General features: G+C 71.3%; 21 protein-coding genes. 13 read left to right on the top strand and 8 right to left on the bottom strand.

The features are described 5' to 3' along the window. Nucleotides 1-117 precede the first annotated feature (117 nt). The gene (locus IM770_RS14005) at nucleotides 118-1,308 is read right to left on the bottom strand and encodes a sensor histidine kinase (RefSeq protein ID WP_203581767.1); all 1,191 of its coding nucleotides are present in this window, start codon (nucleotides 1,306-1,308) and stop codon (nucleotides 118-120) included. Nucleotides 1,309-1,570: 262 nt separating this feature from the next. Between IM770_RS14005 and IM770_RS14000 the strand changes: the two genes are divergently transcribed. The 7 genes from IM770_RS14000 to IM770_RS13970 all read left to right on the top strand — a co-directional run bounded on the left by IM770_RS14000 (nucleotide 1,571) and on the right by IM770_RS13970 (nucleotide 8,860). Continuing rightward, on the top strand, nucleotides 1,571-2,419 hold the full coding sequence (locus IM770_RS14000) for a nitrilase-related carbon-nitrogen hydrolase (RefSeq protein ID WP_203581766.1): 849 nt from the start codon (nucleotides 1,571-1,573) through the stop codon (nucleotides 2,417-2,419). Between the two features lie 33 nt (nucleotides 2,420-2,452). Continuing rightward, the gene (hydA, locus tag IM770_RS13995; protein WP_203581765.1) at nucleotides 2,453-3,886 is read left to right on the top strand and encodes a dihydropyrimidinase; all 1,434 of its coding nucleotides are present in this window, start codon (nucleotides 2,453-2,455) and stop codon (nucleotides 3,884-3,886) included. 101 nt (nucleotides 3,887-3,987) lie between these two features. Next, the gene (locus IM770_RS13990) at nucleotides 3,988-5,007 is read left to right on the top strand and encodes a TIGR03842 family LLM class F420-dependent oxidoreductase (protein WP_203581764.1); all 1,020 of its coding nucleotides are present in this window, start codon (nucleotides 3,988-3,990) and stop codon (nucleotides 5,005-5,007) included. Nucleotides 5,008-5,138: 131 nt separating this feature from the next. After that, nucleotides 5,139-5,972, top strand: a complete 834-nt coding sequence (locus IM770_RS13985) for an ABC transporter permease (protein WP_307785469.1) — start codon at nucleotides 5,139-5,141, stop codon at nucleotides 5,970-5,972. Further along, nucleotides 5,972-6,808: an ABC transporter ATP-binding protein gene (locus tag IM770_RS13980; RefSeq protein ID WP_203581762.1), complete on the top strand. Its 837-nt coding sequence runs from the start codon at nucleotides 5,972-5,974 to the stop codon at nucleotides 6,806-6,808. Before IM770_RS13985 ends, IM770_RS13980 begins: the two co-directional genes overlap by 1 nt. Continuing rightward, complete coding sequence (locus tag IM770_RS13975; protein ID WP_203581761.1) at nucleotides 6,805-7,620, top strand: ABC transporter permease; 816 nt, start codon at nucleotides 6,805-6,807, stop codon at nucleotides 7,618-7,620. The genes IM770_RS13980 and IM770_RS13975 overlap by 4 nt, the downstream gene beginning before the upstream one ends. 76 nt (nucleotides 7,621-7,696) lie before the next feature. Next, the gene (locus tag IM770_RS13970; RefSeq protein WP_203581760.1) at nucleotides 7,697-8,860 is read left to right on the top strand and encodes an ABC transporter substrate-binding protein; all 1,164 of its coding nucleotides are present in this window, start codon (nucleotides 7,697-7,699) and stop codon (nucleotides 8,858-8,860) included. Nucleotides 8,861-8,888: 28 nt separating this feature from the next. On the opposite strand, the gene IM770_RS13965 is transcribed toward IM770_RS13970, so the two are convergent. After that, nucleotides 8,889-9,545: a response regulator gene (locus IM770_RS13965; protein WP_307785468.1), complete on the bottom strand. Its 657-nt coding sequence runs from the start codon at nucleotides 9,543-9,545 to the stop codon at nucleotides 8,889-8,891. After that, entirely contained in the window at nucleotides 9,542-10,732 is a 1,191-nt protein-coding gene (locus IM770_RS13960; RefSeq protein ID WP_203581759.1) for a sensor histidine kinase, read from the bottom strand. The genes IM770_RS13965 and IM770_RS13960 overlap by 4 nt, the downstream gene beginning before the upstream one ends. Nucleotides 10,733-10,909: 177 nt before the next feature. On the opposite strand from IM770_RS13960, the gene IM770_RS13955 reads away from it, so the two are divergent. The 3 genes from IM770_RS13955 (at nucleotide 10,910) to IM770_RS13945 (ending at nucleotide 14,838) form a co-directional block, all read left to right on the top strand. Then, entirely contained in the window at nucleotides 10,910-11,689 is a 780-nt protein-coding gene (locus IM770_RS13955; protein WP_203581758.1) for a hypothetical protein, read from the top strand. A gap of 268 nt (nucleotides 11,690-11,957) precedes the next feature. Further along, complete coding sequence (locus tag IM770_RS13950) at nucleotides 11,958-13,274, top strand: aspartate aminotransferase family protein (RefSeq protein WP_203581757.1); 1,317 nt, start codon at nucleotides 11,958-11,960, stop codon at nucleotides 13,272-13,274. A 46-nt stretch (nucleotides 13,275-13,320) separates the two neighbouring features. Further along, nucleotides 13,321-14,838: a CoA-acylating methylmalonate-semialdehyde dehydrogenase gene (locus tag IM770_RS13945; protein WP_203581756.1), complete on the top strand. Its 1,518-nt coding sequence runs from the start codon at nucleotides 13,321-13,323 to the stop codon at nucleotides 14,836-14,838. 116 nt (nucleotides 14,839-14,954) lie between these two features. Here the strand turns inward: IM770_RS13945 and IM770_RS13940 are convergent, their stop codons facing one another. Together IM770_RS13940 and IM770_RS13935 are read right to left on the bottom strand one after the other, a co-directional pair. Further along, complete coding sequence (locus tag IM770_RS13940; RefSeq protein WP_239066236.1) at nucleotides 14,955-15,917, bottom strand: diacylglycerol/lipid kinase family protein; 963 nt, start codon at nucleotides 15,915-15,917, stop codon at nucleotides 14,955-14,957. A 68-nt stretch (nucleotides 15,918-15,985) separates the two neighbouring features. Beyond that, nucleotides 15,986-16,441, bottom strand: a complete 456-nt coding sequence (locus IM770_RS13935; RefSeq protein ID WP_203581755.1) for an Lrp/AsnC family transcriptional regulator — start codon at nucleotides 16,439-16,441, stop codon at nucleotides 15,986-15,988. Nucleotides 16,442-16,547: 106 nt separating this feature from the next. Between IM770_RS13935 and IM770_RS13930 the strand changes: the two genes are divergently transcribed. The 3 genes from IM770_RS13930 (at nucleotide 16,548) to IM770_RS13920 (ending at nucleotide 19,970) form a co-directional block, all read left to right on the top strand. After that, entirely contained in the window at nucleotides 16,548-17,984 is a 1,437-nt protein-coding gene (locus IM770_RS13930; RefSeq protein ID WP_203581754.1) for a DUF6421 family protein, read from the top strand. Nucleotides 17,985-18,140: 156 nt separating this feature from the next. Continuing rightward, the gene (locus IM770_RS13925; RefSeq protein ID WP_203581753.1) at nucleotides 18,141-18,854 is read left to right on the top strand and encodes an SDR family NAD(P)-dependent oxidoreductase; all 714 of its coding nucleotides are present in this window, start codon (nucleotides 18,141-18,143) and stop codon (nucleotides 18,852-18,854) included. A gap of 45 nt (nucleotides 18,855-18,899) precedes the next feature. Beyond that, the gene (locus tag IM770_RS13920) at nucleotides 18,900-19,970 is read left to right on the top strand and encodes a threonine aldolase family protein (protein ID WP_203581752.1); all 1,071 of its coding nucleotides are present in this window, start codon (nucleotides 18,900-18,902) and stop codon (nucleotides 19,968-19,970) included. Between the two features lie 347 nt (nucleotides 19,971-20,317). Here IM770_RS13920 and IM770_RS13915 read toward each other — a convergent pair whose 3' ends face one another. The 3 genes from IM770_RS13915 to IM770_RS13905 form a co-directional block, all read right to left on the bottom strand. Beyond that, a complete protein-coding gene (locus IM770_RS13915; protein WP_239066235.1) occupies nucleotides 20,318-22,150 on the bottom strand; it encodes a coiled-coil domain-containing protein in 1,833 nt (610 codons plus the stop codon). Between the two features lie 215 nt (nucleotides 22,151-22,365). Next, nucleotides 22,366-24,279, bottom strand: coding sequence for a M3 family metallopeptidase (locus IM770_RS13910; protein ID WP_203581751.1), 1,914 nt, complete (start codon nucleotides 24,277-24,279; stop codon nucleotides 22,366-22,368). A gap of 64 nt (nucleotides 24,280-24,343) precedes the next feature. Continuing rightward, a complete protein-coding gene (locus IM770_RS13905; protein WP_109210553.1) occupies nucleotides 24,344-24,931 on the bottom strand; it encodes an NUDIX hydrolase family protein in 588 nt (195 codons plus the stop codon). Nucleotides 24,932-24,944: the final 13 nt, after the last annotated feature.

The raw sequence follows: 24,944 nt of genomic DNA, 5'->3' as shown, positions 1-24,944 counted from the left end.
AGCGTCCTCCGTGGGCCGTCGGTGCACAGAATCGGAGGTTTCGAGCGACACGCCGCGTACGGATGCCTCGGAGCGGCGTGTCGGCGAAGAGTTCCGACGTTGTGCACCGGTCGCGGATCATGCCGGCCCTCCGATCGGGATCGACGCCCGCACCGCGAACGAGCCGGACTCGTCCGCCGCGTCGAGCCGGCCACCCGCCAGCTGCGCGCGCTCGCGCATGCCGATCAGCCCGTGCCCGGACCGGCCGGGCGCGACGACGCCCGGCGCCACCGGGTTGACCACGGAGAGCTCGACGCGGTCGGAAAGCCACGCCAGCCGCACGTCGACCGGGCCGCCGGGAGCGCCGTGACGGATCGCGTTCGTGAACGCCTCCTGCAGGATGCGGTACACGGCGAGCTGCACCGCGGCCGGCGGCTCTCCGGGCGGTGCCGGGTCGACGTCGACCCGGAGCTGCACGCCGGCGGCGCGCACCTGGGCGTACAGCTCCTCGAGGTCGGCGAGGGTGGGCTGCGGTCCGTCGCCCTGGCGGTGACGGAGCTGCCCGAGCAGCAGGCGCACATCGGCGAGCGCCGCGCGGGCGGTGGTCGAGATGGTGGCGAGCGCCTCGGTGGCGACGGCGGGATCTGCGGCGGCGGCATAGCGGGCGCCGTCGGCCTGCGCGACCACGACCGCGAGCGAGTGGGCGACGACGTCGTGCATGTCGCGCGCGATGCGCACGCGCTCCTGCTCGGCGGCCGCTTCGGCCTCGGCGCGCTGCTGCGCCTCGCGGTTCTCTCGCGCGCGCACCGCCGTCCGCACCAGTGCGCCGGTGGTCCACGACAGGCCGAGCGCGAAGGCCGCGGCGACCAGCAGGACGAGCGCGAGCGGAAGCGTCTGCCACGTCAGTCCGCCGCCGGCGAACTGCGGGCCGGCCATGAGATAGACGGTGATGACGAGCGCCCCGACGAGCGCGGATGCGAAGCCTGCCCAGTACGCCGCGCGCGTGCCGTAGGCCGCGGTGGCGTACAGCACTGCGAAGATCGCGACGTCGGAGAAGCTGGGCGGGCGCCCGAGCCCCATCTGCACGACGGCTCCGACCCAGGCGACGGCGAGAGCGAGGGCGGGCGAGAGCCGGCGCAGCGCCAGCGCCCCGCTGAAGATGAGGGCGATGAGAGGGCCGAGCACGTCGCGCCCGTTCGGCCCCAGCCCGTAGTCGATGCCCGGCTCACCGCTGACGAGGAGCGCCTCGATCGGCCAGGCGACGAGGAAGAAGACCACGCCCAGCAAGACGTCGACGACGAGCTGATACGTCTTCAGGGGACGGAACACCGTTTCACGTTACGGGAGAGCGCGTGACGCGGCATCCGTCTCCCGCTGTATCCGTGACGGATGCCGCATCCGCCCCGCGATGTATCCATAAGGTCGGGCCACCCGACCATTGCGCCGGTTCGAGCGAGGCTTTACTGTCGCGTCACAGGCCGAAACCGACGGGAAACGTCCGATCGACAGGATCGGGGTGCGGGGGCGCTCCGGCGATCCGACCCCCGCCGGTCCGAGCCTCAGGGACCCAGCCAAGGACGGACGGAGAACCATGACGACGGTACGCGCGGCGATATCGCAGACCACCTGGACGGGCGACAAGGAGTCGATGCTCGACAAGCACGAGGGCTTCGCGCGGGAGGCCGCGGCCCAGGGCGCGCAGGTCGTGTGCTTCCAGGAGCTGTTCTACGGCCCGTACTTCGGGATCACGCAGGACAAGAAGTACTACCGCTTCGCGGAATCCGCCGAAGGGCCGATCGTGCAGCGGTTCGCGGCGCTGGCCAAGGAGCTCGGGATCGTCATGGTGCTCCCGATCTACGAGGAGGCCGAGACCGGCGTGTACTACAACACCGCCGTGCTGGTGGACGCCGACGGCACGATCCTCGGCAAGTACCGCAAGCACCACCTCCCTCACCTCGACCGGTTCTGGGAGAAGTTCTACTTCCGTCCGGGCAACCTCGGCTACCCGGTCTTCGAGACGGCCGTCGGCCGGGTCGGCATGTACATCTGCTACGACCGGCACTTCCCCGAGGGATGGCGCGAGCTCGGCCTCAACGACGCGCACATCGTGTTCAACCCGAACGCCACGAAGCCCGGGCTGTCGAACCGGCTGTGGGAGGTCGAGGGGCCTGCCGCGGCCGTCGCGAACGGCTACTTCGTGCTGCAGCCGAACCGGGTCGGGCGCGAGGACAACGAGTACGGCGAGCTCGCCGTCGACTTCTACGGCACGAGCCAGGTGATCGACCCGCGCGGAAACTTCGTCGGCGAGCGCGGCTCGGGCGACAGCGAGGAGCTGCTCGTGCGCGACCTCGACCTGAACATGGTGCTCGAGATGCGCGACGACTGGCAGTTCTACCGCGACCGCCGTCCCGACTCGTACACGAAGATCGCGAAGCCGTGACGCTTCGACGGGCTCAGCGACCGGAGGATTGACATGACCACCACACTCATCAAGGGCGGCACCGTAGTCTCGGCGACGGGCCGCGGCGAAGCCGACGTGCTCATCGACGGCGAGACGATCGCGGCCGTGCTCGCACCCGGCTCGCAGCTGCTCGGGACCGATGTCGCGGCATCCGTCGACACCGTCGTCGACGCGACCGGCAAGTACGTGATCCCGGGCGGCATCGACGCCCACACGCACATGGAGCTGCCGTTCGGCGGCACCAATGCCTCCGACACGTTCGAGACCGGAACGCGGGCGGCTGCGTGGGGCGGCACGACGTCGATCATCGACTTCGCCGTGCAGCGGTACGGCGAGCGCGTGCAGGACGGCCTGGCCGCCTGGCACGAGAAGGCCGCGGGCAACTGCGCGATCGACTACGGCTTCCACCAGATCGTCGGCGGCGTCGATGAGGACTCGCTCGCGGCGATGCGGGGGCTCCTCGACGAGGGCGTCTCGAGCTTCAAGCTCTTCATGGCGTACCCGGGCGTGTTCTACTCCGACGACGCGCAGGTGCTGAGGGCCATGCAGGTGTCGGCCGAGACCGGCCTGCTCACGATGATGCACGCCGAGAACGGGCCCGCGATCGACGTGCTCGCCGCGCAGCTGGCCGAGGCCGGCAAGAAGGCGCCGTACTACCACGGCATCGCGCGCGCGTGGCAGATGGAGGAGGAGGCGACGCACCGCGCGATCATGCTGGCGAACCTCACCGGCGCTCCGCTGTACACGGTGCACGTGAGCGCCAAGCAGGCGGTCGACCAGATCGCGTGGGCGCGCGACCAGGGCTGGAACGTTTTCGGCGAGACCTGCCCGCAGTACCTCTACCTGTCGCTCGAGGAGCAGCTCGGCGCGTTCAGCGAAGAGTGGGGGCAGTTCGAAGGCGCGAAGTGGGTGTGCTCGACGCCGCTGCGCAGCCGCAAGGAGGGCCACCAGCACCACATGTGGCAGGCGCTGCGCACCAACGACATCCAGATGGTCTCGACCGACCACTGCCCGTTCTGCATGAAGGGCCAGAAGGAGCTCGGGCTCGACGACTTCCGCGCGATCCCGAACGGCATCGGCTCGGTCGAGCACCGCATGGATCTCATGTACCAGGGCGTCGTCACCGGCAAGATCACGCTGGAGCGCTGGGTGGAGCTCACCTCGACCACCCCGGCGCGCATGTTCGGCCTGTACGGCAGAAAGGGCGTGATCCAGCCCGGCGCCGACGGCGACGTGGTGGTCTACGACCCGAACGGGCACACCACCATCTCGGCGGCCTCGCACCACATGAACATGGACCACTCCGCGTGGGAGGGCTTCGAGATCGACGGGCACGTCGACACGGTGATCTCGCGCGGGAAGGTCGTCGTCGACGACGGGCAGTATCTCGGCGCGAAGGGCGACGGCCGCTTCCTCAAGCGCGGACTCTCGCAGTACCTCATCTGAAACCACCGATTGCTGAGCGGCACCCGGTTGCTGGGCCTGTCGACGCACCCTTCGACAAGCTCAGGGACCGGGTTCGAGACTCAGGGACGAGAGGAGCAACCATGGACTTCGGTGTCGTCCTGCAGACCAACCCGCCGGCGGCGCGGACGGTGCAGCTCGCGAAGCTCGCAGAGGCGCACGGTTTCAGCCACGTCTGGACGTTCGACTCGCACCTGCTGTGGCAGGAGCCGTACGTCATCCACTCGGCGATCCTCGCCGAGACCAAGCGCGTGACGGTGGGGCCGTTCGTGACGAACCCCGCCACGCGGGACTGGACGGTCACGGCATCCGTCTTCGCCACGCTCAACGAGATGTACGGAAACCGCACCATCTGCGGCATCGGCCGCGGCGACTCGGCGGTGCGGGTGACCAACGGCCAGCCCTCCACGATGGCGGAGCTGCGCGAGTCGATCCACGTCATCCGCGAGCTCGCCAACTCGCGCCCCGTCGAGTACAAGGGTGCGACGCTGCAATTCCCGTGGAGTCGCGGGTCGCAGCTCGACGTGTGGGTGGCCGCGTACGGTCCGATGGCGCTCAAGCTCACGGGCGAGGTCGGCGACGGCTTCATCCTGCAGCTCGCCGATGTCGACATCGCCGCGTGGATGATCAAGACGGTGAAGGATGCCGCGGCCGCCGCCGGCCGCGACCCCGACGCGCTCGCCTTCTGCGTGGCCGCGCCGATGTACATCGGCGACGACGCGGCGCACATGCGCGACCAGTGCCGCTGGTTCGGCGGCATGGTCGGCAACCACGTCGCCGACATCGTCGCGAAGTACGGCCACCACGGCGAGGGCGTGCCGGAGGCGCTCACCGACTACATCGAGCGGCGCCAGGGCTACGACTACAACACCCACGGCAAGGCCGACAACGACCACGTCGGCTTCGTGCCCGACGACATCGTGGACCGGTTCTGCATCCTGGGCTCGGCATCCGACCACATCGCCAAGCTGGAGCAGCTGCGCGAGCTCGGCGTCACCCAGTTCGCCGGATACCTCCAGCACGACAACAAGGAGGAGACCCTCCGGGTCTACGGCGAGACCGTCATCCCGGCGCTGCAGGCGCACGTCACGGCGAAGGCATGACGCTCGACCAGGCGGCGGACGCTCCCCCGTCGGAGCAGCCGCCACCCGCGCCCGGGGATCCCGCGCGACCGTCGCGCGCACCGCGGCCCCGGCGGCGCGCCCGGTCGGCACACGCCTGGATCTGGGGTGCCGTGGGCATCGGGATCCTCATCGCGGTGTGGGAGCTGTACAAGCTGCTCGCGCCGGACGACGGCGTCGTGGTCGGCGGGCTGCGCGTGCTCCCCCGTACGACCGATCTCGCCATGCCGCACGTGTGGGACATGGCGGCGCGGCTCCTCGAGCCGGTCACACGCCAGGAGGGGTCGCCGCCGCTGTGGGCCGCGGTCGCGCTGGCCGGCCTGACGACGCTCGGCATCGCCGCGGCCGGGTGGATCGTCGGGGTCGTGGTGGGCATCGCGCTCGCCCTCGTGATGCAGCGGTGGCGTCTGGCCGAGTGGGGGCTGCTCCCCTGGATCATCCTCAGCCAGACGGTTCCGCTCATCGCCTTCGCGCCGATCGTGAAGAGCTGGGGCTCGCGCATCGAGATCGGCGGCTTCGAGTGGCAGGACTGGATGTCGGTCGCCCTCATCGCGTCGTACCTCGCGTTCTTCCCGATCGCCGTGGGCGCGCTGCGCGGCCTGCAGTCGCCCGACCGGCTCCACGTGGAGCTCATGCACACCTACGCGGCGGGCTACTGGCCGACGCTGCTGCGACTGCGGGCTCCGGCATCCGTCCCGTATCTCCTTCCGGCGCTCCGGCTGGGTGCTGCGAACGCGGTGATCGGCGCGGTCGTCGCCGAGGTGTCGACGGGGCTGCAGGGCGGGATCGGAAGACTGCTGATCCAGTTCGCCGGGCAGGCCTCGGGCGACCCGTCGAAGGCGTGGGCGCCCATCTTCGGCGCGATCGCGCTCGGCCTCGTCGCGGCGGGGGCGGTCGCCTTCTTGGGCTGGATCCTCAAGGACTACCGACGCGGAGAGGCGGCGTGATGGCGGATGTGAGCGGGCCGACGGGTACGGCGGTGTCGGCCAGGGCGGTGTCGGTGCGGGGGGTCTCGAAGACCTTCCCGGCGAAGGCGGGCGAGATCCGCGCCCTCGAGGCTGTCGACCTCGAGGTCGCCGAGGGCGAGTTCGTGTCGCTCATCGGTCCGTCCGGGTGCGGCAAGTCGACGCTGATGCGGCTCATCGCCGACCTCGACGCACCCAGCGCGGGCACCATCGAGGTGTTCGGCAAGCCGGCCGAGCGCGCGCGGCGCGACCAGGACTACGGCATCGCGTTCCAGCAGGCGGGGCTGCTGCCGTGGCGCACGGTCGCCGCCAACATCGGGCTGCCGCTCGAGCTGCACCGCGTCGGGTCCGCCCAGCGGACGGCGCGCATCGCCGAACTGGCGGAACTCGTCGGTCTTTCGGATTTCGCCGACCGCTACCCCGACCAGCTGTCAGGCGGCATGCAGCAGCGAGTGGCGATCGCCCGGGCGCTGGCCGAGCGACCGCGGCTGCTGCTCATGGACGAGCCGTTCGGCGCGCTCGACGAGATGACCCGCGAGCGCATGCAGACCGAGCTCTCGCGCATCGCCGCAGAGACCGGGGCGGCGGTCGTGTTCGTCACCCACTCGATCCCCGAGGCGGTGTTCCTGTCGGACCGTGTCGTCGTGATGTCACCGCGGCCGGGCCGGATCACGACGGTGATCGAGACCGGATTCGGAGCGGATGCCGCGCGCGACGAGTCGCTACGCGAGGCCCCGGCCTTCTTCGACCGGGTGACCGCCGTGCGCGAGGCGCTCCACGGCACGCCCGTCGCGCCCGGGGGACGGGAAGCGCGATGACCACCGCGACGAGCCGGCCGCACGGCGGCGGATGGAGTCCCGCCGCCGAGCGTCGGCTGCGGGTGATCGCCCCGATCACGGTGGGACTCCTCGGTCTCGCGCTGTGGCAGTTCCTCGTGAGCGTCGTCGGGGTCTCGGACTACCTGCTTCCGAGTCCCGCCGCGATCGCCGAGGAGTTCGTCGAGTTCTGGCCCGCCATCCTCCAGGCCACCCTCGTCACCGGGACCAATGCCCTCGTCGGCCTCGTCGTGGGCACCGTGCTCGCCATCCTGCTCGCCGCCCTGGCCGCGCGGTGGCGCGCGGTCGACGGCATGTCGGCGCCCATCGTCGCCGCGATCGCGGTCGTGCCGATCGTGGCGCTCGCGCCGGTGCTCAACTCGATGTTCGGCGCCGACAGCCAGTTCGGCCGGCAGGCGATCGCGGCGCTGGCCGCGTTCGTGCCGGTGTTCGTCAACACGCTCCGGGGCCTCCGGCAGACCCGGCCCGTCCACCGCGACCTCATGCGCAGCTACGCGGCCTCGGGCGCCCAGGAGTTCCGCACCGTGACGCTGCCGACCGCCGTGCCGTACCTGATGACCGGCATCAGGATCGCCTCGTCGCTCGCGGTGATCTCCGCCCTCGTCGCAGAGTACTTCGGCGGCCCCCGCGGCGGCCTCGGCAGCTTCATCTCGACGTCGGCTGCCACGAGCGCTTACGCCCGCGCGTGGGCGTATGTCGCCGCGGCGATCGCCCTCGGCCTCGTCTTCTACCTCGCCACGGCGCTGCTCGAGAGGCTCGTGCTGCGCCGCATCCCGACCGGCGGCGCGTCATGAGACGCTCCCGCCCCGCTCGTCCTCGCGCCGCGAGGCCGGTCCAGCACCATCGCAGCACCACCTCGAAAGGAACGACATGAAGCACAGCACACGTCGCGGCCTGGCGACCGGCGCCTTCGCCCTGTCGGCCGCCCTCCTTCTCGCCGGCTGCGCCGGCGGAGGCGACACCGACTCCCCCGACGACGGGGACGGCGGCGACGCCGGCGGCCTCACGGAGGTGAAGCTCCAACTGCAGTGGCTGCCGCAGGCGCAGTTCGCGGGCTACTTCGCGGCGGTCGACCAGGGCTTCTTCGAAGAAGAGGGTCTGGAGGTCGAGATCATCCCCTCGGGCGGCGACATCGTCCCGCAGGACGCGCTGGCCAACGGCGACGTCGACTTCGCGATCGCGTGGGTGCCGAAGGTGCTCGGATCGATCGAGGCCGGCGCGAATCTCACCGACATCGCGCAGATCTTCCAGCGCTCGGGCACGCTGCAGGTCTCGTGGGCCGACTCCGGCATCGAGTCGGTGGCCGACTTCGAAGGCAAGAAGATCGGCTCGTGGGGCTTCGGCAACGAATGGGAGATCTTCGCGGCGATGGCCGCGGAGGGCCTGGACTCCACCACCGTCGAGATCATCACACAGGACTTCAACATGAACGCCTTCCTCCAGGGCGACATCGACGCGGCCCAGGCGATGACCTACAACGAATACGCCCAGCTGCTCGAGACCGTGAACCCCGACACCGGCGAGCTGTATCAGCCCGAGGACTTCAACGTCATCAGCTACCAGGACGACACCACCGGCGCGATGCTGCAGGACGCGATCTGGGCCGACACCGAGCGGCTCGAATCCGACGAGGCGTACGCCGACACGGCGGTCAAGTTCCTCAAGGCCGTCGTCAAGGGCTGGGCGTTCGCACGCGACAACCCGGAGGACGCCGCCGACATCACGCTCGCCCAGGGCTCCGGGTGGGGCCCGAGCCACGAGCTCTGGATGATGAACGAGACGAACAAGCTGATCTGGCCCTCCGAGGCGGGCATCGGCATCATCGACGAGACGGCGTGGCAGCAGACGGTCGACGGCGCGCTGGCGGCGGTCAACGAGACCGGCGCCCACCTCATCACCGAAGAGCCCCCGGCCACCGCGTGGAGCAACGAGTACATCCAGCAGGCGCTCGACGAGCTCGAGGCCGACGGCGTCGATGTGACGGGCGACGGCTTCTCGCCCATCGACGTCGAGCTGCAGGAGGGCGGTCAGTAAGGAACGGCGGCCTACGAGAGCGGCCTGCTCACGCCCCGGGTGTGAGCAGGCCGCTCTCGTAGGCGAAAGCCACCGCCTGCACGCGGTCGCGCAGGCCCAGTTTGAGCAGCATGCGGCTCACATGCGTCTTCACCGTCGCCTCCCCGAGGAACAGGATCGACGCGATCTCGGCGTTGCTGCGGCCGGCCGCGACGAGCCGGAGCACGTCCACCTCACGCGGGCTGAGTTCGGCGAGCGTGGCTGCGGCCCGCGGGTCGGCGCGGGGTGCCGCGGCGAACCGGTCGATCACGTGCCGGGTGATCGCCGGGTCGAGCACACCTGAGCCGGCGGCCACCGCGCGCACCGCGTCTACGAGCTGCTCCGGCGACGAGGCCTTCAGCAGAAAGCCCGCCACCCCGAGCGACAGCGCCTCATCGACGATCTCGTGCTCGTCGAAGGTGGTGAGCATCAGGATGCCGGGGGCCGAGGCATCCGTCGACAGCCGTCGGGCCGTCTCGAGGCCGTCCATCCCCGGCATCCGGACGTCGAGCAGCACGACATCGGGACGATGTCGCTCGACCAAGCGGAGCGCCTCTGCGCCGTCGGACGCCTGGCCGACGACCTCGACATCGGTCTCGGCGCTGAGGACCATCCGCAGCCCCGCGCGCACCATCGCCTGATCGTCCACGAGCAGCACCCGGATCACGACCCCACCCCGCTGTCGTGCCGCACCGGGGAGGTCTCGCGCACCGGCACCTCCGCGACGACGCGCCACCCGCCGCCCAGCGGACCGGCGGTGAGCGAGCCGCCCGCGACCGCCATCCGCTCGCGCATGATGCGCACGCCGTGCCCGCTGCTGCCGCCGACCCGGGCGGCGGTCCGGAACACCCCGTCGTCGGTCACCGTGACGCGGACCCGGCCATCGAGATAGGCGACCTCGATGGCCGTCGCGGCGGCACCTGCGTGACGCACGACGTTCGAGAGCGACTCCTGCACGACGCGCACGAGCGCGATGTCCTGCAGCGGCGGCAGCGGTACCGGATCGCCCACGACCTCGAACTCGATCGGCATACCCGATTCGCGCAGCGGCGCCAGCACGCGGCCGACGCGCGTGAGCGACGGGTGCTCGTCGACGGCGGGTTCGCGCATCAGCCCGACGACGCGCCGCATCTCGTCGATCGCCTCACGGCCGACCCCCTCCAGGTTGCGGAGCACCTCCTGTGCGTCCGGGCGCTCCGGGAGGAGGCGGCGGAGGCCGCCGATCTGCAGCACCATCACACTCACCTGGTGGGCGACCGAGTCGTGCACATCCCGCGCGATGCGGGCGCGCTCGGCCATCACCGCGGCGGCCGCCGCTGTCTCGCGCTGTTCGGTGAGCTGGATCGCGAGCTCCCTCAGCTGCTGAGCCTGCGAGCGCTCGCGGCGCACGAGAAGACCGACGCCGAACCCCGCGACGTAGACCGCGAGCGTGAACAGCCCCTCCCACAGCGCGGCGGAGCTCAGGATGCCGGCTGCCAGCGCCGCTGCCGCGCCGACGGCGAGCGACCAGATCGCGCGGCGCAGGGGCAGCACCGCGGCGGCGCGCCCGATGAGCAGGATGATCGCGAGCAGCTGCACGCCGCCCGGCCCCGGAGCACCGAGCAGCAGGTTGAACGGCGGCGACAACGCCGCGACGATCGCCGCCGTGAGAGGCAGCTTCCGCGCCATCATCACCACGACGCCGACGGCGATCGGCGGGATCAGCGCCTGCGGCGGCACCGCCACCCGATCGTCGAGCAGGAATTCCGCGATGGAGAGGACGATCACCAGAAGCCCGCCGACGAGGTAGCCGAGCGTCGGCCCGTGCCGCGCGAGCCACGACTCGGAAGTGACGTGAGGTTCGCGCGTGGTCATGCCGAAATGCTAGAGCCCGTCTCGGTGGGCCCGCGTCCGTCGTGGGACGGACACCGAGAGCGCCCCGTTCCGCTGTGCGGCGCCGGTATCCGATACGCGCAGCCGATCCACTCGCACCGCGGCCGCCCATAGCTTCGGTGTCGGCTCGCATCGAGCCCCTGAACGGAAGGAAACCCCATGACCGCCCCGCAGATCCCGCCCACCGCCGCTGAGTCGACCACCGCCGGGTCCGGCACGCCCGCGGCGGCCCCGGGCTCGGGCGCCGCGACGGCAGCGGCCGCCGCTCCGGCCCCGGCCTTCGCGGCATCCGTGCCCGGACGACGCCTCACCGCCCTGGGTGGACTCGCCCTCATCGCCGGCGCCGTGCTGTACACCGCGGGCATCGCCACGTCGCCGCCGCAGGCGTCCGAGGCGGCGTCCGACTACATCGCGTCACTGGCCGCCGACCCCGGCCTCACCCAGCTGTCAGCGGCGCTGCTGCACTTCGGCAACCTCTTCCTCGCGCTGGGCTTCCTGGCGGTGCCGGGTCTCGTCCGCGGCTCGCGGGGCGGGTGGCTCACGCTGGTCGGCGCGCTCCTGGCGACGCTCAGTCACGCTCTCGTCTCCGGCTGGGTGCTGTTCGACTTCTGGACCATGACCATCGGCCGCGAGCTCGACGCGACGACCGCTCTCGCCCTCTTCGAGGCGGTCCAGAGTGGCTCGGTCTTCGGCATCCTCTCGATGCTCCCGATGCTCAATCTCCTCGCGATGCCTCTCGCCACGGCGGGTCTTGCGCGCGCGGGCGTCGTGCCGTGGTGGCTCCTCGCGTTCGCGGTCGTGCCGACGGTCGTCATGTTCGTCGTTCCCTTCTCGCCCGCGCTGTTCGCGGCGGTGACCGCGGTGGGCTTCATTCCCGCCGTGTGGTTCGGTCTTGCGGTCCTGCGGCGTGTGCGCGCCGAGCGCGCGCTGGCCGTCTGAGCCACCGCCGGATCCGCCACCCGGGGCGGGCGTGCCGCCGCCGGTGCCGGTGCGGTGCGGTGCGGTGCGGTGCCGAAACCCGGCCGACGATTCGACACGCCGGGCATCACGACCGATGCCCGGCGTGCCGCCGTCTCCGGCCAGGTTTCGGATCCCTCCGGCCCGGCTGCCTGCGCCACCCCTGTCTCCCGGACACTCCGCCCGCCGCGGGGCCCACGCCGGACGAAACGCCCTTGACCCGCCGCCGAAGAACGGGGAACGTGGCCGCATGACCGAAGACCTCGACGCCCGCGCCAAGGAACTCGACCGGCGGCACGTGTTCCACTCGTGGTCCGCGCAGGCCGGCCTCGACCTCCCGGTGATCGCCGGGGGCTCGGGAACCGTCGTCTGGGACCACGCCGGCAATCGCATGCTCGACTTCTCGAGCCAGCTGGTCAACGTGAACATCGGGCATCAGCATCCGTCCGTCGTCGCCGCCATCCGCGAGCAGGCCGAGCGACTCGCGACCATCGGCCCGGCCACGGCGAATCTCCACCGCGGCCTCGCCGCGGAGCGGATCCTCGACAAGGCGCCGGACGGCTTCGCCAAGGTCTTCTTCACGAACGGCGGCGCCGACGCCGTCGAGAACGCCATCCGCATGGCCCGCCTCCACACCGGGAGAGACACGGTGCTGTCGACCTACCGCTCGTACCACGGCAACACCGGGGCGGCGATCGTCGCGACGGGCGACTGGCGACGGATGCCGAATCAGTACGCCCGCGGCCACGTGCACTTCTTCGGGCCGTACCTGTACCGCACGGAGTTCTGGGCGACGACCCCCGAAGAGGAGTCCGAGCGGGCGCTGCATCACCTGGAGCGGGTCATCCAGGCCGAGGGACCGTCGACGATCGCCGCGCTGCTGCTCGAGTCCATCCCCGGCACGGCGGGCATCATGCTCCCGCCGCCCGGCTACCTCGCCGGGGTGCGGGCGCTCGCGGACAAGTACGGGATCGTGCTCATCCTCGACGAGGTGATGGCGGGCTTCGGACGCACCGGGCGGTGGTTCGCCTTCCAGGGCTACGACGTCGTGCCCGACCTCATCACCTTCGCGAAGGGCGTGAACTCGGGGTACGTGCCGGTGGGCGGCGTGATCATCTCGGACGAGATCTCGGCGACGTTCGACGACCGGGTCTTCCCCGGCGGGCTCACGTACTCCGGGCATCCGCTGGCCGCGGCATCCATCGTCGCCTCGATCGACGCGATGGAGTCGGAGGGCATCGTCGACAACGCCCGCCGCGTGGGCGAAGAGGCGATCGGCCCCGGCCTGCGCGAGCTGGCTTCGAGGCACCCGCTGATCGGCGAGGTCCGGGGCGAGGGCGTGTTCTGGGCGCTCGAGCTCGTCTCCGACCGCGACACCCGCGAGCCGGTGGGCGCCGACGTCATCGGACGCCTCAAGAAGGAGCTGACCTCGCGCGGCCTGCTGCCGTTCGCGGCCGACAACCGCATCCACGTGGTGCCGCCGTGCGTGGTCACCGACGAGGAGGTGCGACAGGCGATGGCGATCTACGATGAAGCCCTGACGAGTGTCGAAGGCGACCTCGCGTGACACGTGCACACCCTCTCACGAGGAGGGCTTCCGAAGGAGGAACACGATGACTGACACCCTGCCGCGCACCGAGACGGTGGTTCTGGATCACTGGATGGGCGGTGGCCCCTGGGCCGGGTCGTCCGAGCGCACCGGCCAGGTGTTCAACCCCGCGCTGGGAACGGTCCAGAAGGAAGTGCGGTTCGCGTCGCGCGAAGACGTCGGGGAAGTGGTGGATGCCGCGTCCGCGGCGTGGCTGCAGTGGCGCGACGCCTCGATCGCGAAGCGCCAGGCGGTGATGTTCGCCTTCCGCGAGCTGCTCAACGCCCGCAAGGAGGAGCTCGCCGAGATCCTCACCGCCGAGCACGGCAAGGTGCTGTCGGATGCCCGTGGCGAGATCGCGCGCGGCATGGAGGTCGTGGAGTTCGCGTGCGGGCTCGGTCACCTCACCAAGGGCGCGTACAGCGAGAACGTCTCGACCGACATCGACGTGTACACGCTGCGCCAGCCGCTCGGCGTGGTGGGCATCATCAGCCCGTTCAACTTCCCGGCGATGGTGCCGCTGTGGTTCTTCTCGATCGCGCTCGCGGCCGGCAACGCGGTCGTGCTGAAGCCGTCCGAGAAGGATCCGACGGCCGCGAACTGGCTCGCTGCGCTGCTGACCGAGGCGGGCCTCCCCCACGGCGTCTTCAACGTCGTGCACGGTGACAAGGAGGCCGTCGACGCGCTGCTCGAGCACCCCGATGTGCGGGCGATCTCGTTCGTCGGCTCGACGCCGATCGCCAAGTACGTCTACGAGACGGCGACCGCGAACGGCAAGCGCGTGCAGGCGCTCGGTGGCGCGAAGAACCACATGCTGGTGCTGCCGGATGCCGACCTCGATCTGGCCGCCGACGCCGCCGTCAACGCGGGCTTCGGGTCGGCCGGCGAGCGGTGCATGGCGATCTCGGTGGTGCTCGCGGTCGACTCCGTCGCCGACGAGTTCGTCGCGAAGGTGGCGGACCGCATGGCAGGGCTCAAGGTCGGCGACGGCACCCGCAGCTGCGACATGGGTCCACTGATCACGGGCCAGCACCGCGACAAGGTCACCTCCTACATCGACGTCGCCGGCACCGACGGCGCGTCGGTGGTCGTCGACGGCCGCGACGTCGAGATCGACGGCGATGAGAACGGGTTCTGGCTCGGGCCGACCCTGATCGACAACGTGCCCACGTCGTCGACCGTCTACACCGACGAGATCTTCGGACCGGTGCTGTCGGTCGTGCGCGTCGAGGGCTACGAGGAGGGTCTCGGCATCATCAACGCCAGCCGGTACGGCAACGGCACCGCGATCTTCACGAACGACGGCGGCGCCGCGCGGCGCTTCCAGCGCGAGGCGACGGTCGGCATGATCGGCATTAACGTGCCGATCCCGGTGCCTGTGGCGTACCACTCGTTCGGCGGCTGGAAGGCGTCGCTCTTCGGCGACGCCAAGGCCTACGGCCCGCACGGCTTCGAGTTCTTCACCGCCGAGAAGGCGATCACCTCGCGCTGGCTCGACCCGTCGCACGGCGGCATCAACCTGGGGTTCCCCCAGCACGACTGAGGCGGGCGACGCGGCGTCGCGCCCGGGTTCGCCCGCGGGGGCGGCGTCGCGCCCGGGTGCGTCCGCGCGCCCGTGGACACCCCGCTCCGGGCGCCGCCGTCGAAACGGCTGAAGCGTCAGCCCTCGGCCGCCGGGGCGAACACGGTGACCGCGGCGGGAACGGCCGCGCAGCGGAGCCGGAACCCGCCGGCGGCGCGCTGCTCGAGCTCGCCGTCGTGGACGAAGACCGACGGATGCCCGGGCTCGGGGCGCACCTGCAGGTCGAGCTCCCGCACCACGAGCCGCTCGACGTCCTCGTCGCGCGGGAACAGCCGCACCGCCCGCAGCACCGCCGCCGTGCGCTTGCCGAACGCGAGAGAGGCGAGAGCCCGCACCTTCGATCCTCGCGCGTGATGGATGCGCACGTCGAGCACGCCGGTCTCGGCCTCCTGCCGCTGCATCGTGGCGACGCGGTCGGGATCGTTGCGCCCGACACTTACGAACACCGACCACACGCGCGCCCGGCGGCCCTCGTGCACGATCGTGAGCGGCTCCGCGCGGCGGAGGGCGGCTGCCGTCGCGACCACGCCGCCGATCCACTTGCCGAGGCTGGTGCGGCGCTCGCGCTCCTCGATGAGCTCGGGATAGGCGCCGACCGACACGACGTTGAGCACGGTCAGCGGCTCGTCGTCATCTGCCGTCGCGTCCGCGACGCCGACCTCGACGGTCGCTCCCGCCTCGTAGGCGTCGAGGGCGGCGGCGACGCTGTCGATGCCGAGCGCGCGCACGAAGTGGTTGAACGTCCCGCCCGGAAGTGCGAGCAGCGGCCGGCCGTATCGGCGGGCGAGATGCGCCATGCGCGAGACCGAGCCGTCGCCGCCGTAGATCCCGAGCACCGCGGGTGCGGCATCCGTCCCCATCGCGTCGGCCACGACGTCTGCGAGATCCTCGCCCTCCGCGAGCTCGTGCACGACCGCCTCAGGCAGGCGCTCGGCGAACGTGCCGGCGGGGTCTGCCCGCACGACAGCCGTGCCCGACGCGGCGTTGCGGACGATGAGCACGCCGCGGCCGCGCCGATCCGGTGCCGGGGCGAGGTCCATACGGCGAGACTACCCACGCGCCGTCGCCGAGACCGGGACTTGCGCTGCGGGCTCCGGCGCTCCCCACGTCAGGCCGGGAGGATCGGGCGGTTCTCGTAGAACGTCTGCAGCACGACGGTGGTCCGCGTGTTGACCGAGGCGGCCGAGCGGATGTCGCGGATCAGCGATTCGAGATGCCGCGGCGAGGCGACCCGCACGAGCAGGATGTAGCTCGCGTCGCCCGCGATCGAGTGACAGGCCTCGATCTCGGGCAGATGCTCGAGCATCTCCGGCGCGTTGTCGGGCTGGGCGGGGTCGAGCGGCGTGATCTCGACGAACGCGGCGAGCGCCTTGCCGACGGCCTCGGCGTCGACCAGGGCGCGGTACCCGGTGATGACGCCGCGGTTCTCGAGCCGGCGCAGGCGGGCTTGGACGGCCGAGACCGAGAGCCCGACCGCCGCCGACAGGTCGGCGAGGGTCGCGCGGGCGTCTTGCGAGACCTCGCGCACGATCGCCGCATCCATCGCGTCATCAAGCCCGGGCATGGCACGAGTCTAGTCGCCGACAGGAAAATTTCCTGCGGGATCATGAACGAGGGGGAAGTTCTCTAGAATCGAGCACGGAATCACACTCGAAGATCGGAGGTTCACCATGTCCACTCACGCCCGCGCCACGCAGGTCATCGTCGGCGAACCCGAGGTCGTCGAGGACGCCGACCGCGTCGAGCACAGCGCCGCGTGGCTGAGCCTCAAGGCGGCCGCGACCGCGCTCCAGGGTCTCCAGATCCAGGACGGCTCGATTCCGGAAGCCGCCTCCCACGACGGGGCCCGCCACCACGTCGCACAGATCGTGGCCGGGATCCGCGCCCTGTCCCCCGCTTTCCCGCACGACGCCGAGTACCTCACCGCGTCGGTGCGCGACTTCGAGCGCTGGGCGGACAGCGGCTTCGGCATCCCCGACTTCCTCGACTCGCTGACGGCGTTCCAGCCGCAGCGGCACCGGGTCGACGGCATCCGTCATCTCGTCGTCTTCCCGATGTACACCCAGAACGGCTCACGGGACCGGCACGTCGAGGCGGTGCTGGTCGAGGTGATCTGGCCCGAGTTCATCGCGCAGCTCGAGGCGGGCGACTACGGCAACAAGCTGTTCGTGTCGCTGCGCTTCCTCGATTTCACACCGGGCTACGACACCGACAGCGCCGTGCTGTTCCCCGAGACGGTCGCGATGCGCGAGATCCCCGTATTCACGTGGGGTGCGATCTTCCAGGACCGCGAGGCCGCCCGCTACCGCCGCGTCGTGCGCGCCGCCGCCGAGATCACGAAGCTCGAGCTGCCCGCCGAGGCCGCCCGCATGCTCGACGACCAGCAGCTCACCGAGAAGACGTTCGTGATGTGGGACATCATCCACGACCGCACCCACATGCGCGGAGACCTGCCGTTCGACCCGTTCATGATCAAACAGCGGATGCCGTACTTCCTCTACTCGCTCGAGGAGCTGCGCTGCGACCTCACGGCGTTCCGCGAGTGCGTCGCGATCGAGAAGCGCCTGGCTGCCAAGGCGGTTGCCGAGCCTGACGGAGCACTCGACCCCGCCGAGGCCGAGATGCTCGAGCACGCCAGGCTCGTGCAGTACGCCGTGATCTTCGACCGCATCTTCCGGTTCTCGATCACCGGCTCGCGCGTGCGCAACTACGACGGGCTCGGCGGCCAGCTGCTGTTCGCGTGGCTGCACCAGCGCGACGTGCTGCACTGGACCGACACGGCGCTGGCGTTCGACTGGGACGACGTGCCCGCCGCGGTCGTCGCCCTCGGCGAGGCGATCGACGAGCTGTACTGGCGGTCGATCGACCGGCCGAAGACAGCACACTGGCTCGCCGCGTACGAGCTCGTGCGGGGGACGCTCACGCCGAACCCGGCGTCGCAGTGGGCTCGCGGACTGCCGGACGAGATCCTCGCCGGAGCCCCCAAGGGCTACACCGACGCGGTGATGGACGACGAGTTCCCGCTGTCGATGTTCTTCGAGGCGCTGGACAAGAAGATGAAGCCGGTCATCGAGTCCACGGCCGGCATCACGGGCCGCGACTCCTGATCCCGCCCCTCCCCGGCGCGTCGCACCCGGCCCCTCGCGCCCAGCGCCCCAACCCTGTGTCGAGATCGCGGTTTCTCGGCGAGATCGCACGTTGTCGGCACCGATGACGTGGTTGTTCGACGAGAAACCGCGATGTCGACGTGAAAGGGTGGAGGAATGAGCGTCGCAGGCAGACTCGTCCTCATCGCGGGAGCGACCAGTGAGTCCGGTCTCGCCACGGCTCGCGAGCTGCGCGACGCCGGCGCGCGCGTGGTCGCGGTCGGGCATGATCCCGACAAGCTGCGGCGGTTCGCGCAGGCTCTGGAGACGGATGCCGGACCCCTTTCCGTCGGCTCCTCCGGCGCCGTGCGCACCGAGGTGTGCGATCTGACCGATGAGCGCGACGTCGCCGCGCTCGCCGAACGCGTGCGCGAGGCGGACGGCCCCGTCGACGGCGTGCTGCACCTCGTCGGCGGCTGGCGCGGCGGCGGCGGCCTCGCAGGCCAGAGCGACGACGACTATCGCTTCCTCGAGCGCTCGCTCAGCGCCCTGCGCCACGTCAGCCGCGCGTTCGACGCCGACCTGCGCGCGTCCGAGTCCGCACGCACCGCGATCGTGTCGTCCACCGCGGTCGAGCGCCCGCTCGCCGGCGGCGCCAACTACGCCGCGGTCAAGGCCGCCAGCGAGGCATGGGCGCGCGCCGTCGCGCAGGGCTTCGCGAAGGACGCCCGCGATGCGGGCAGGCCGCTGGCCGCGGCATCCGTCATCTTCCGCACCAAGAGCCTCTCGGGCCTCGAAGGGGCGCTGGCGCAGCGTTTCTCAGACCTGTGGATGACCGACGCGGCAGACCTCAACGACACCATCGTCGAACTCACCGACCCCTCCCTCTGAACTTCCGCGGCCGCTCCCGGCCGCCGCGACCGAGATTGGACCCCTGTGACCACGCTCCACGATCCGAACCTGCGCGGCTTCGCCTCCGACAACTACTCCGGGATCCACCCCGAGGTGCTGGCGGCGATCGCCGCCGCGAACGACGGCCACCAGGTCTCGTACGGCGCAGACGCCTACACGGAGCGCCTGCAGGAGGTCATGGCCCGCCACTTCGGCGAGGGCGTCGAGGCGTACCCCGTGTTCAACGGGACCGGCGCGAACGTCGTGGGCCTGCAGTCGATGCTCCCCCGGTGGGGCGCGGTGGTGACGGCGGGCACGGCGCACATCAACGTCGACGAGGGCGGCGCGCCCGAGCGCGTGGCGGGCATCAAGCTCCTCACCGTTCCCACCGACGACGGCAAGCTCACGCCCGAGCTCATCGACCGCGAAGCGTGGGGATGGGGCGACGAGCACCGCGCCCAGCCGCTCGTCGTGTCGATCACACAGTCCACCGAGCTGGGCACCCTCTACACGGTGGACGAGATCCGCGCGATCGCCGACCACGCCCACGGCCTGGGCATGAACGTCCACATGGACGGCTCGCGCCTCTCCAACGCCGCCGCCTCGCTGGGGGTGCCGTTCCGCGACTTCACGCGCGATGCGGGCGTCGACGTGCTGAGCTTCGGCGGCACCAAGAACGGCGCGATGCTCGGCGAAGCGGTCGTCGTGCTCAACCCCGACACCTCGCAGGGACTGAAGTTCCTGCGCAAGCTCGACATGCAGCTCGCGTCGAAGATGCGCTTCGTCTCGGCGCAGCTGCTCGCGCTCCTCGAGGGCGACCTGTGGCTGCGCAACGCGTCGCACTCGAACGCGATGGCGCAGCGGCTGCGCACGGGCATCGAAGCGGGCCTCGCCGACGGCTCGATCCAGGGCGTCGCGTTCACGCAGCCGACGCAGGCCAACGGCGTCTTCGCGACGCTGCCCGAGGGGGTCGCCGACCGCCTGCGGACGTCGTTCCGCTTCTACGACTGGGATGCCGCGAAGAACGAGGTGCGCTGGATGTGCAGCTTCGACACCTCGGAGAACGACATCGACGCGTTCCTCGCCGCGATCGCGCGCGAGACCTCGGCCGCCTAGGTCGCCTCTGTCAGCTCTGTCGCCGAATTTCGGGGATCTGCCGAGATTCGGAGGAGCTCGGCAGATTCATCCGAGCCCGGGCGGAAGTCCGAGTCCCGGCCGCGGCCCCCCGCCCGGCCGCGGCCGTTGAGCGAGCGAGCAGAGCGAGTCCCGGAGGCGGCCCGCCACAGCGCGACCCCGCGGCCGTTGAGCGAGCGAGGAACGGCGGCCGCCACAGCGCCTACCCGCGGCCGTTGAGCGAGCGAGGAACGAGCGAGACGAAACGCCCCGAGCTCGGCGCAGAACGCAGGCTCGAGGCGTTTCGTCTTCGGGCGCTGGAGCGCCCTTCGCTCAACGACCGGCGAGGGTCAGTCTTCGTGCCGCGCCTCGGTGCGGTCGTCGGCCGCGGCGTCTTCGTGACCGTCGTGGTGCTCGTGCTCGGCGGAGGCGTCCCCAGGCTGCTCGTCGCCGGACTCGGCGGTCTCGGCCCTGGCGTCCTCCGCCTCAACAGCCTCGGCGTCCTCCGCCTCAGGAGCCTCGGACTCCTCCACCGCAGGAGCCTCGGCGCCCTCCGCCTCAGGAGCCTCGGCGTCCTCCGCCGCGTCCGCGAGGGCGTCCTCGGCCGGCGCATCCGCCACCTCGACCTCCGCTTCGGCCACGTCGGGCTCGGCCGCCGAGGCCTCGGCGGCCGGGGACTCGACCTCCGGAGCCTCGGGCTCCGCGTCAGCGGCGGGCGCGGCATCCGTCTCCGCGTCAGCGTCCTCTCCCACGATCTTCGCCGCGGCGGCGGCGAGCGCCGTCTCGGGGCGGATCAGCTCCTTGACCTCGGCCATGAAGCTCATCAGCTGGTGCTGCTGCCAGCGCAGCTGGCGGGTGCGGTCCTCGGCGTCGCGCAGGACCGCCTGCGAGTGCGTGGTGACCAGATCGATGATGCGCTCGGCCTTGACGTGCGCCTGCTCGAGGTGCTCGCGCGCACGCAGCTGCGCGTCGGCCTCGATCTGCTGCGACTGCGCACGCATGAGGCGCTCGAAGTCCTCGGCCTTCACCGAGACGCGCTGGGCGTGCTCGAGCGACGCCGCGACCTGCTCGTTGGCGTCCTGCGTGATGCGCTCGGCGTGCGCCACCGCCTGGTTGTGGAGGACCAGGAACTCCTGGTGCGCGTCGTCCTGACGGCGGGTGAGGGATGCCTCGAACTCGAGTGCGCGCAGTCGCAGCTCGCGGACCGCCTCCTCGGCCTCGGCGCGGTCGCGCGCGGTCTCGCGCGCGACCGTCGAGCGCAGCACGGCCGCACCCTTCTCGGCCTCGGAGCGGATCGCAGCGGCCTCGCGCTCGGCCTGCGACACCTTCTCGGCCGCGTGCGCGGTCTCTCGCTCGATGCGGGCCTCGTGCGCGGTCAGCTCGGTGTCGATCTTGAGGCGCACCTGCTGCGCGTCGTGCTGCGCCTGCGAGATGATCCCGTCGGCCTCCGCCTGCGCCGACGAGCGACGGTTGGCGATCTCTTCGCGGGCGGCCTCGAGCAGGCGGTCGCCCTGGATGGTCGCGTTGCGGATGAGCAGGCTGGCCTGGTCCTCGGCGACGCGCAGCACCTCCTCGAACTGCTGACGGTTCGGCGATTCGGTGGTGGCGCCGACGAGCTCGTCGCTGAGCGCCTGGATCCGCTGCTCGGCGTCGGCGAGCTTGGCGTTCGCGACCTCCAGCTCGCCCTGAAGCCGCTGCGCGGCGTCGCCCTCCTGCTCGCGCGCGGCCGAGGCCTCGGCCGCGACGCGCTCGACCTCGGCGCGGCGCGCCGACTCGGCTTCGGCCAGCGCCGCCTCGAGCCGGTCGATCTCCTCCTGGCGGGCGGCGAGGGTGGCGTCCGCCTCGGCCTGGCGGGCCGCGATCGCCGCGTCGATCTCGGCCTGACGCCGCTCGGCGGCGGCCTGCAGCTCCGCCTCCAGTCGCTCGGCCTTGGCACGGCTCTGCGCCACCGCGGCGCCGGCGCGGCGCTGGTGCTGCTTGAGCTGCGCCACCTCGTCGGTGGCCGCGCGCACCCGCGCGTCGAGGCCGGCGATCGCGGCGTCGACCTCGTCCTTGTCGTAGCCGCGGAAGGTCGTCGTGAAGCCCGACCCGAAGGCGGTGACCGCCGTCTCGCCGATGAGGTTGTCGAAGGTGTTCGAGTCGTCCTGGCCCGGGTTTCCGGCACTCACGGCGTGGTCGGACATCGGTGTTCTCCGCTTCTGGCTGGCTGTGTCGGCGAGAGCGCTCGGCGGAGGCGTGCGTCCTCGCGCCGGCGCGCCGGCGCGTCGGAGCGCCGCGCGCGAGCAGCGGTGGCCGCACCGTCCTCGACGACACCGGGGGGTTGTGTCGCAGGTGACTGCGCATCGGGGTGACTGAACCATACCTCCCCCGGCTGTGTCCGCGAAACGCGCGCGGCGGGTCAGTCTCCGGCGAGCCACGCCCCGTACGCGTCGAACGACGACGGGCGCCCGAGAAAGGCCTCGACGAGGTCGCGCGCGTCGCGTGATCCGCCGCGCTCGAGCACCTCGGTGCGGTAGCGCCGCGCCGCAGCGGGGTCCATCAGCCCGTCCGCGAATCCGCTCAGCAGATCTCGCGCGATCACGAGGCTCCACTGGTACGTGTAGTAGCAGGCGCCGTACCCGGTGAGGTGGCCGAAGCCGGCATACGAGTGCAGTCCCGCCAGAGGCTGAACCGGGCTGGTGGACGCGTAGAGCCGCTCCGTCTCGGCCTGCAGATCGGCAGGACGATCGACGTGCAGGTGGTACGAGACGTTCGCGTGGCCCAGCTGCCGGCGCACCTCGAGGGCGCGACCGAAGGCGTCGGCGGTGCGCATGCGCGCGACCAGGTCGGCCGGGATCGGGTCGCCGCCGTCGTTCGCCGTGAACGAGGCCAGGACTCCGGCATCCCACGCCCACTCCTCCAGGAGCTGGCTCGGCGCCTCGACGAAGTCCCACTCCGTCGTGACCCCGCTGAAGCGGGCGAAGCGCTGGCGTCCGCCGAGGATGTCGTGCACGAGGTGCCCGAACTCGTGGAAGAAGGTCACGACCTCGTCGTGCTCGAGCTTGCCGCGCGAGAAGTTGCAGAGCAGCGCGGCCTCCGGCAGCACACGACCGGCAACACCGGGCGCGAGCGGGAAGCACGCGGCGTGGTTGAACTTGCCCTCGCGCGGGTGCAGATCGAGATGGATGCGGCCGAGGCGGTCGCCGTCGCGCACGACGTCGAACGTCTGGACGTCGTCGTGCCAGGCGGGAGCGTCGACGGGGACGTACTCCACCTGGAAGAGGCGCCCGGTGACGCCGAGCACGCCGTCGACGACGCGCTCGAACGGGAAGTACGAGCGCACGAGCTGGGCGTCGACGTCGTACTGCTCGCGCTTGATGGCGCTGAGGAGGTACCAGAAGTCGGCCGTCGAGACGACGTCGGCGTCGGCGATGTCGCGCCGGAGGCGCTCGAGCAGGAGCGGATACTCGGCGTCGGCGGACTCGCGCGAGGCCTCGTCGAGCCGCGAGAGGAAGGCGGGGATCTCGACCCCGCCGCCGATCATGCGGGTCTCGGTCTCGTAGTCGGCCCAGTCCGGATAGCCGAGCAGGCGAGCACGCTCGGCGCGGACCTCCAGCAGCTCGGCGAGCACGGGATCGTTCTCGGGCCACGCGAGGTCGTTGTATGCGCTCAGCAGCGCGACGCGGGTGTCGCGGTCGGTGGCGTACTCGCGGACGGGCATGAGGTCGGGGTAATCGGTCGACAGGGCGACCCGCCCGTCGGCATCGGCCGGGTGCGCGTCGATGAAGTCCTGCGGCAGGCCCGCGAGCGCGTCGGCGGGGACGGTGATCTCACGGCGGCCGTCGCGGATGTTCCGCGAGAACGTCAGCGACAGCTCGGTGTCGCGGTCGGCGAGCCGGCGGGCGCGCTCGCGACCCTCGTCGTCCAGCCCCACGCCCCCGCGGCGGAAGTCGCGCAGCAGATGCGCGAGCAGCCGGGCCTGGTCGTCGTCGAGCCCGTCGCCCTCGGCATCTGCGAAGGCGACCCAGAGGTCGTGGTCGAGGAGGCGGGCGGCCGACAGCGATTCCACGGCCTGCACCTGGGCTTCCGCGGCCTCGCGGACCGTCGCGTCGGGGTGGGCCTCACTGAGGACATACGCCTCGTTCAGCGCGGAGGCCAGCGCGATGTCGGCGTCGTTCCAGAGTTCGAGGCGCTCTGACGTGGTCAGGGCGGACTCCGTCTTCAGCCGCGCATCGACTTCGGCGACTCTTGCGAGGCTCTCGGCAGGACGGTCGGCGGCGAAGGCCGCCCACCCGGCGGCATCGGCGGGGAAGGGGAGGGGTGCGGGGGTCACCCTTGCGAGCCTAGGGGGCGCCCCCGACGGTTGGCGAGCACGATCCCTGACCGTGCGCGCCGACTCAGCGCAGCGCGCCCACGCTGGCGAGGGCCATGCGCACGAGGGTGCCGCGTCCGCCTTCCATCTCTGCCGAGAGGGCGTCGGATGCCGCTTCCTCTGGTGTCAGCCACGTCACCTCGAGCGCGTCCTGACGCGGCTCGCACGTGCCCGTGACGGGCACCACGAAGGCGAGCGACACGGCGTGCTGGCGATCGTCGTGATAGGCGCTGACGCCCGGGAGCGGGAAGTACTCCGCCACGGTGAAGGGCGTCGGCTGCGGGGGAAGGAGCGGGAAGGCCATCGGACCGAGGTCGTTCTCGAGGTGCCGGAACAGCGCGTCGCGCACGGTCTCGCCGTAGCGCACGCGGCCCGACACGATCGTGCGCGAGATCTCGCCGACCGGCGTGGCGCGCAGCAGGATGCCGACCTGGGTGACCTGCCCCATGCCGTCCGTGCGCACCGGCACGCCCTCGACGTACAGCATGGGCAGGCGTCGGCGCGCCTCTTCGAGCTCGATGTCGCTCAGCCACGCAGGGTTCGAGATGTTGCCGGCCGGCGGGCCGAACGGCTCGTCGCCCGCAGGTTCGGGGTCTGGAGTGCGCACGGACATGCCTCTTGTATAC

The organism is Microbacterium hibisci, from assembly GCF_015278255.1.
In the GTDB taxonomy this organism is placed as follows: Bacteria; Actinomycetota; Actinomycetes; order Actinomycetales; family Microbacteriaceae; genus Microbacterium; species Microbacterium hibisci.
This window is presented reverse-complemented; position numbering and strand designations above follow the sequence as displayed.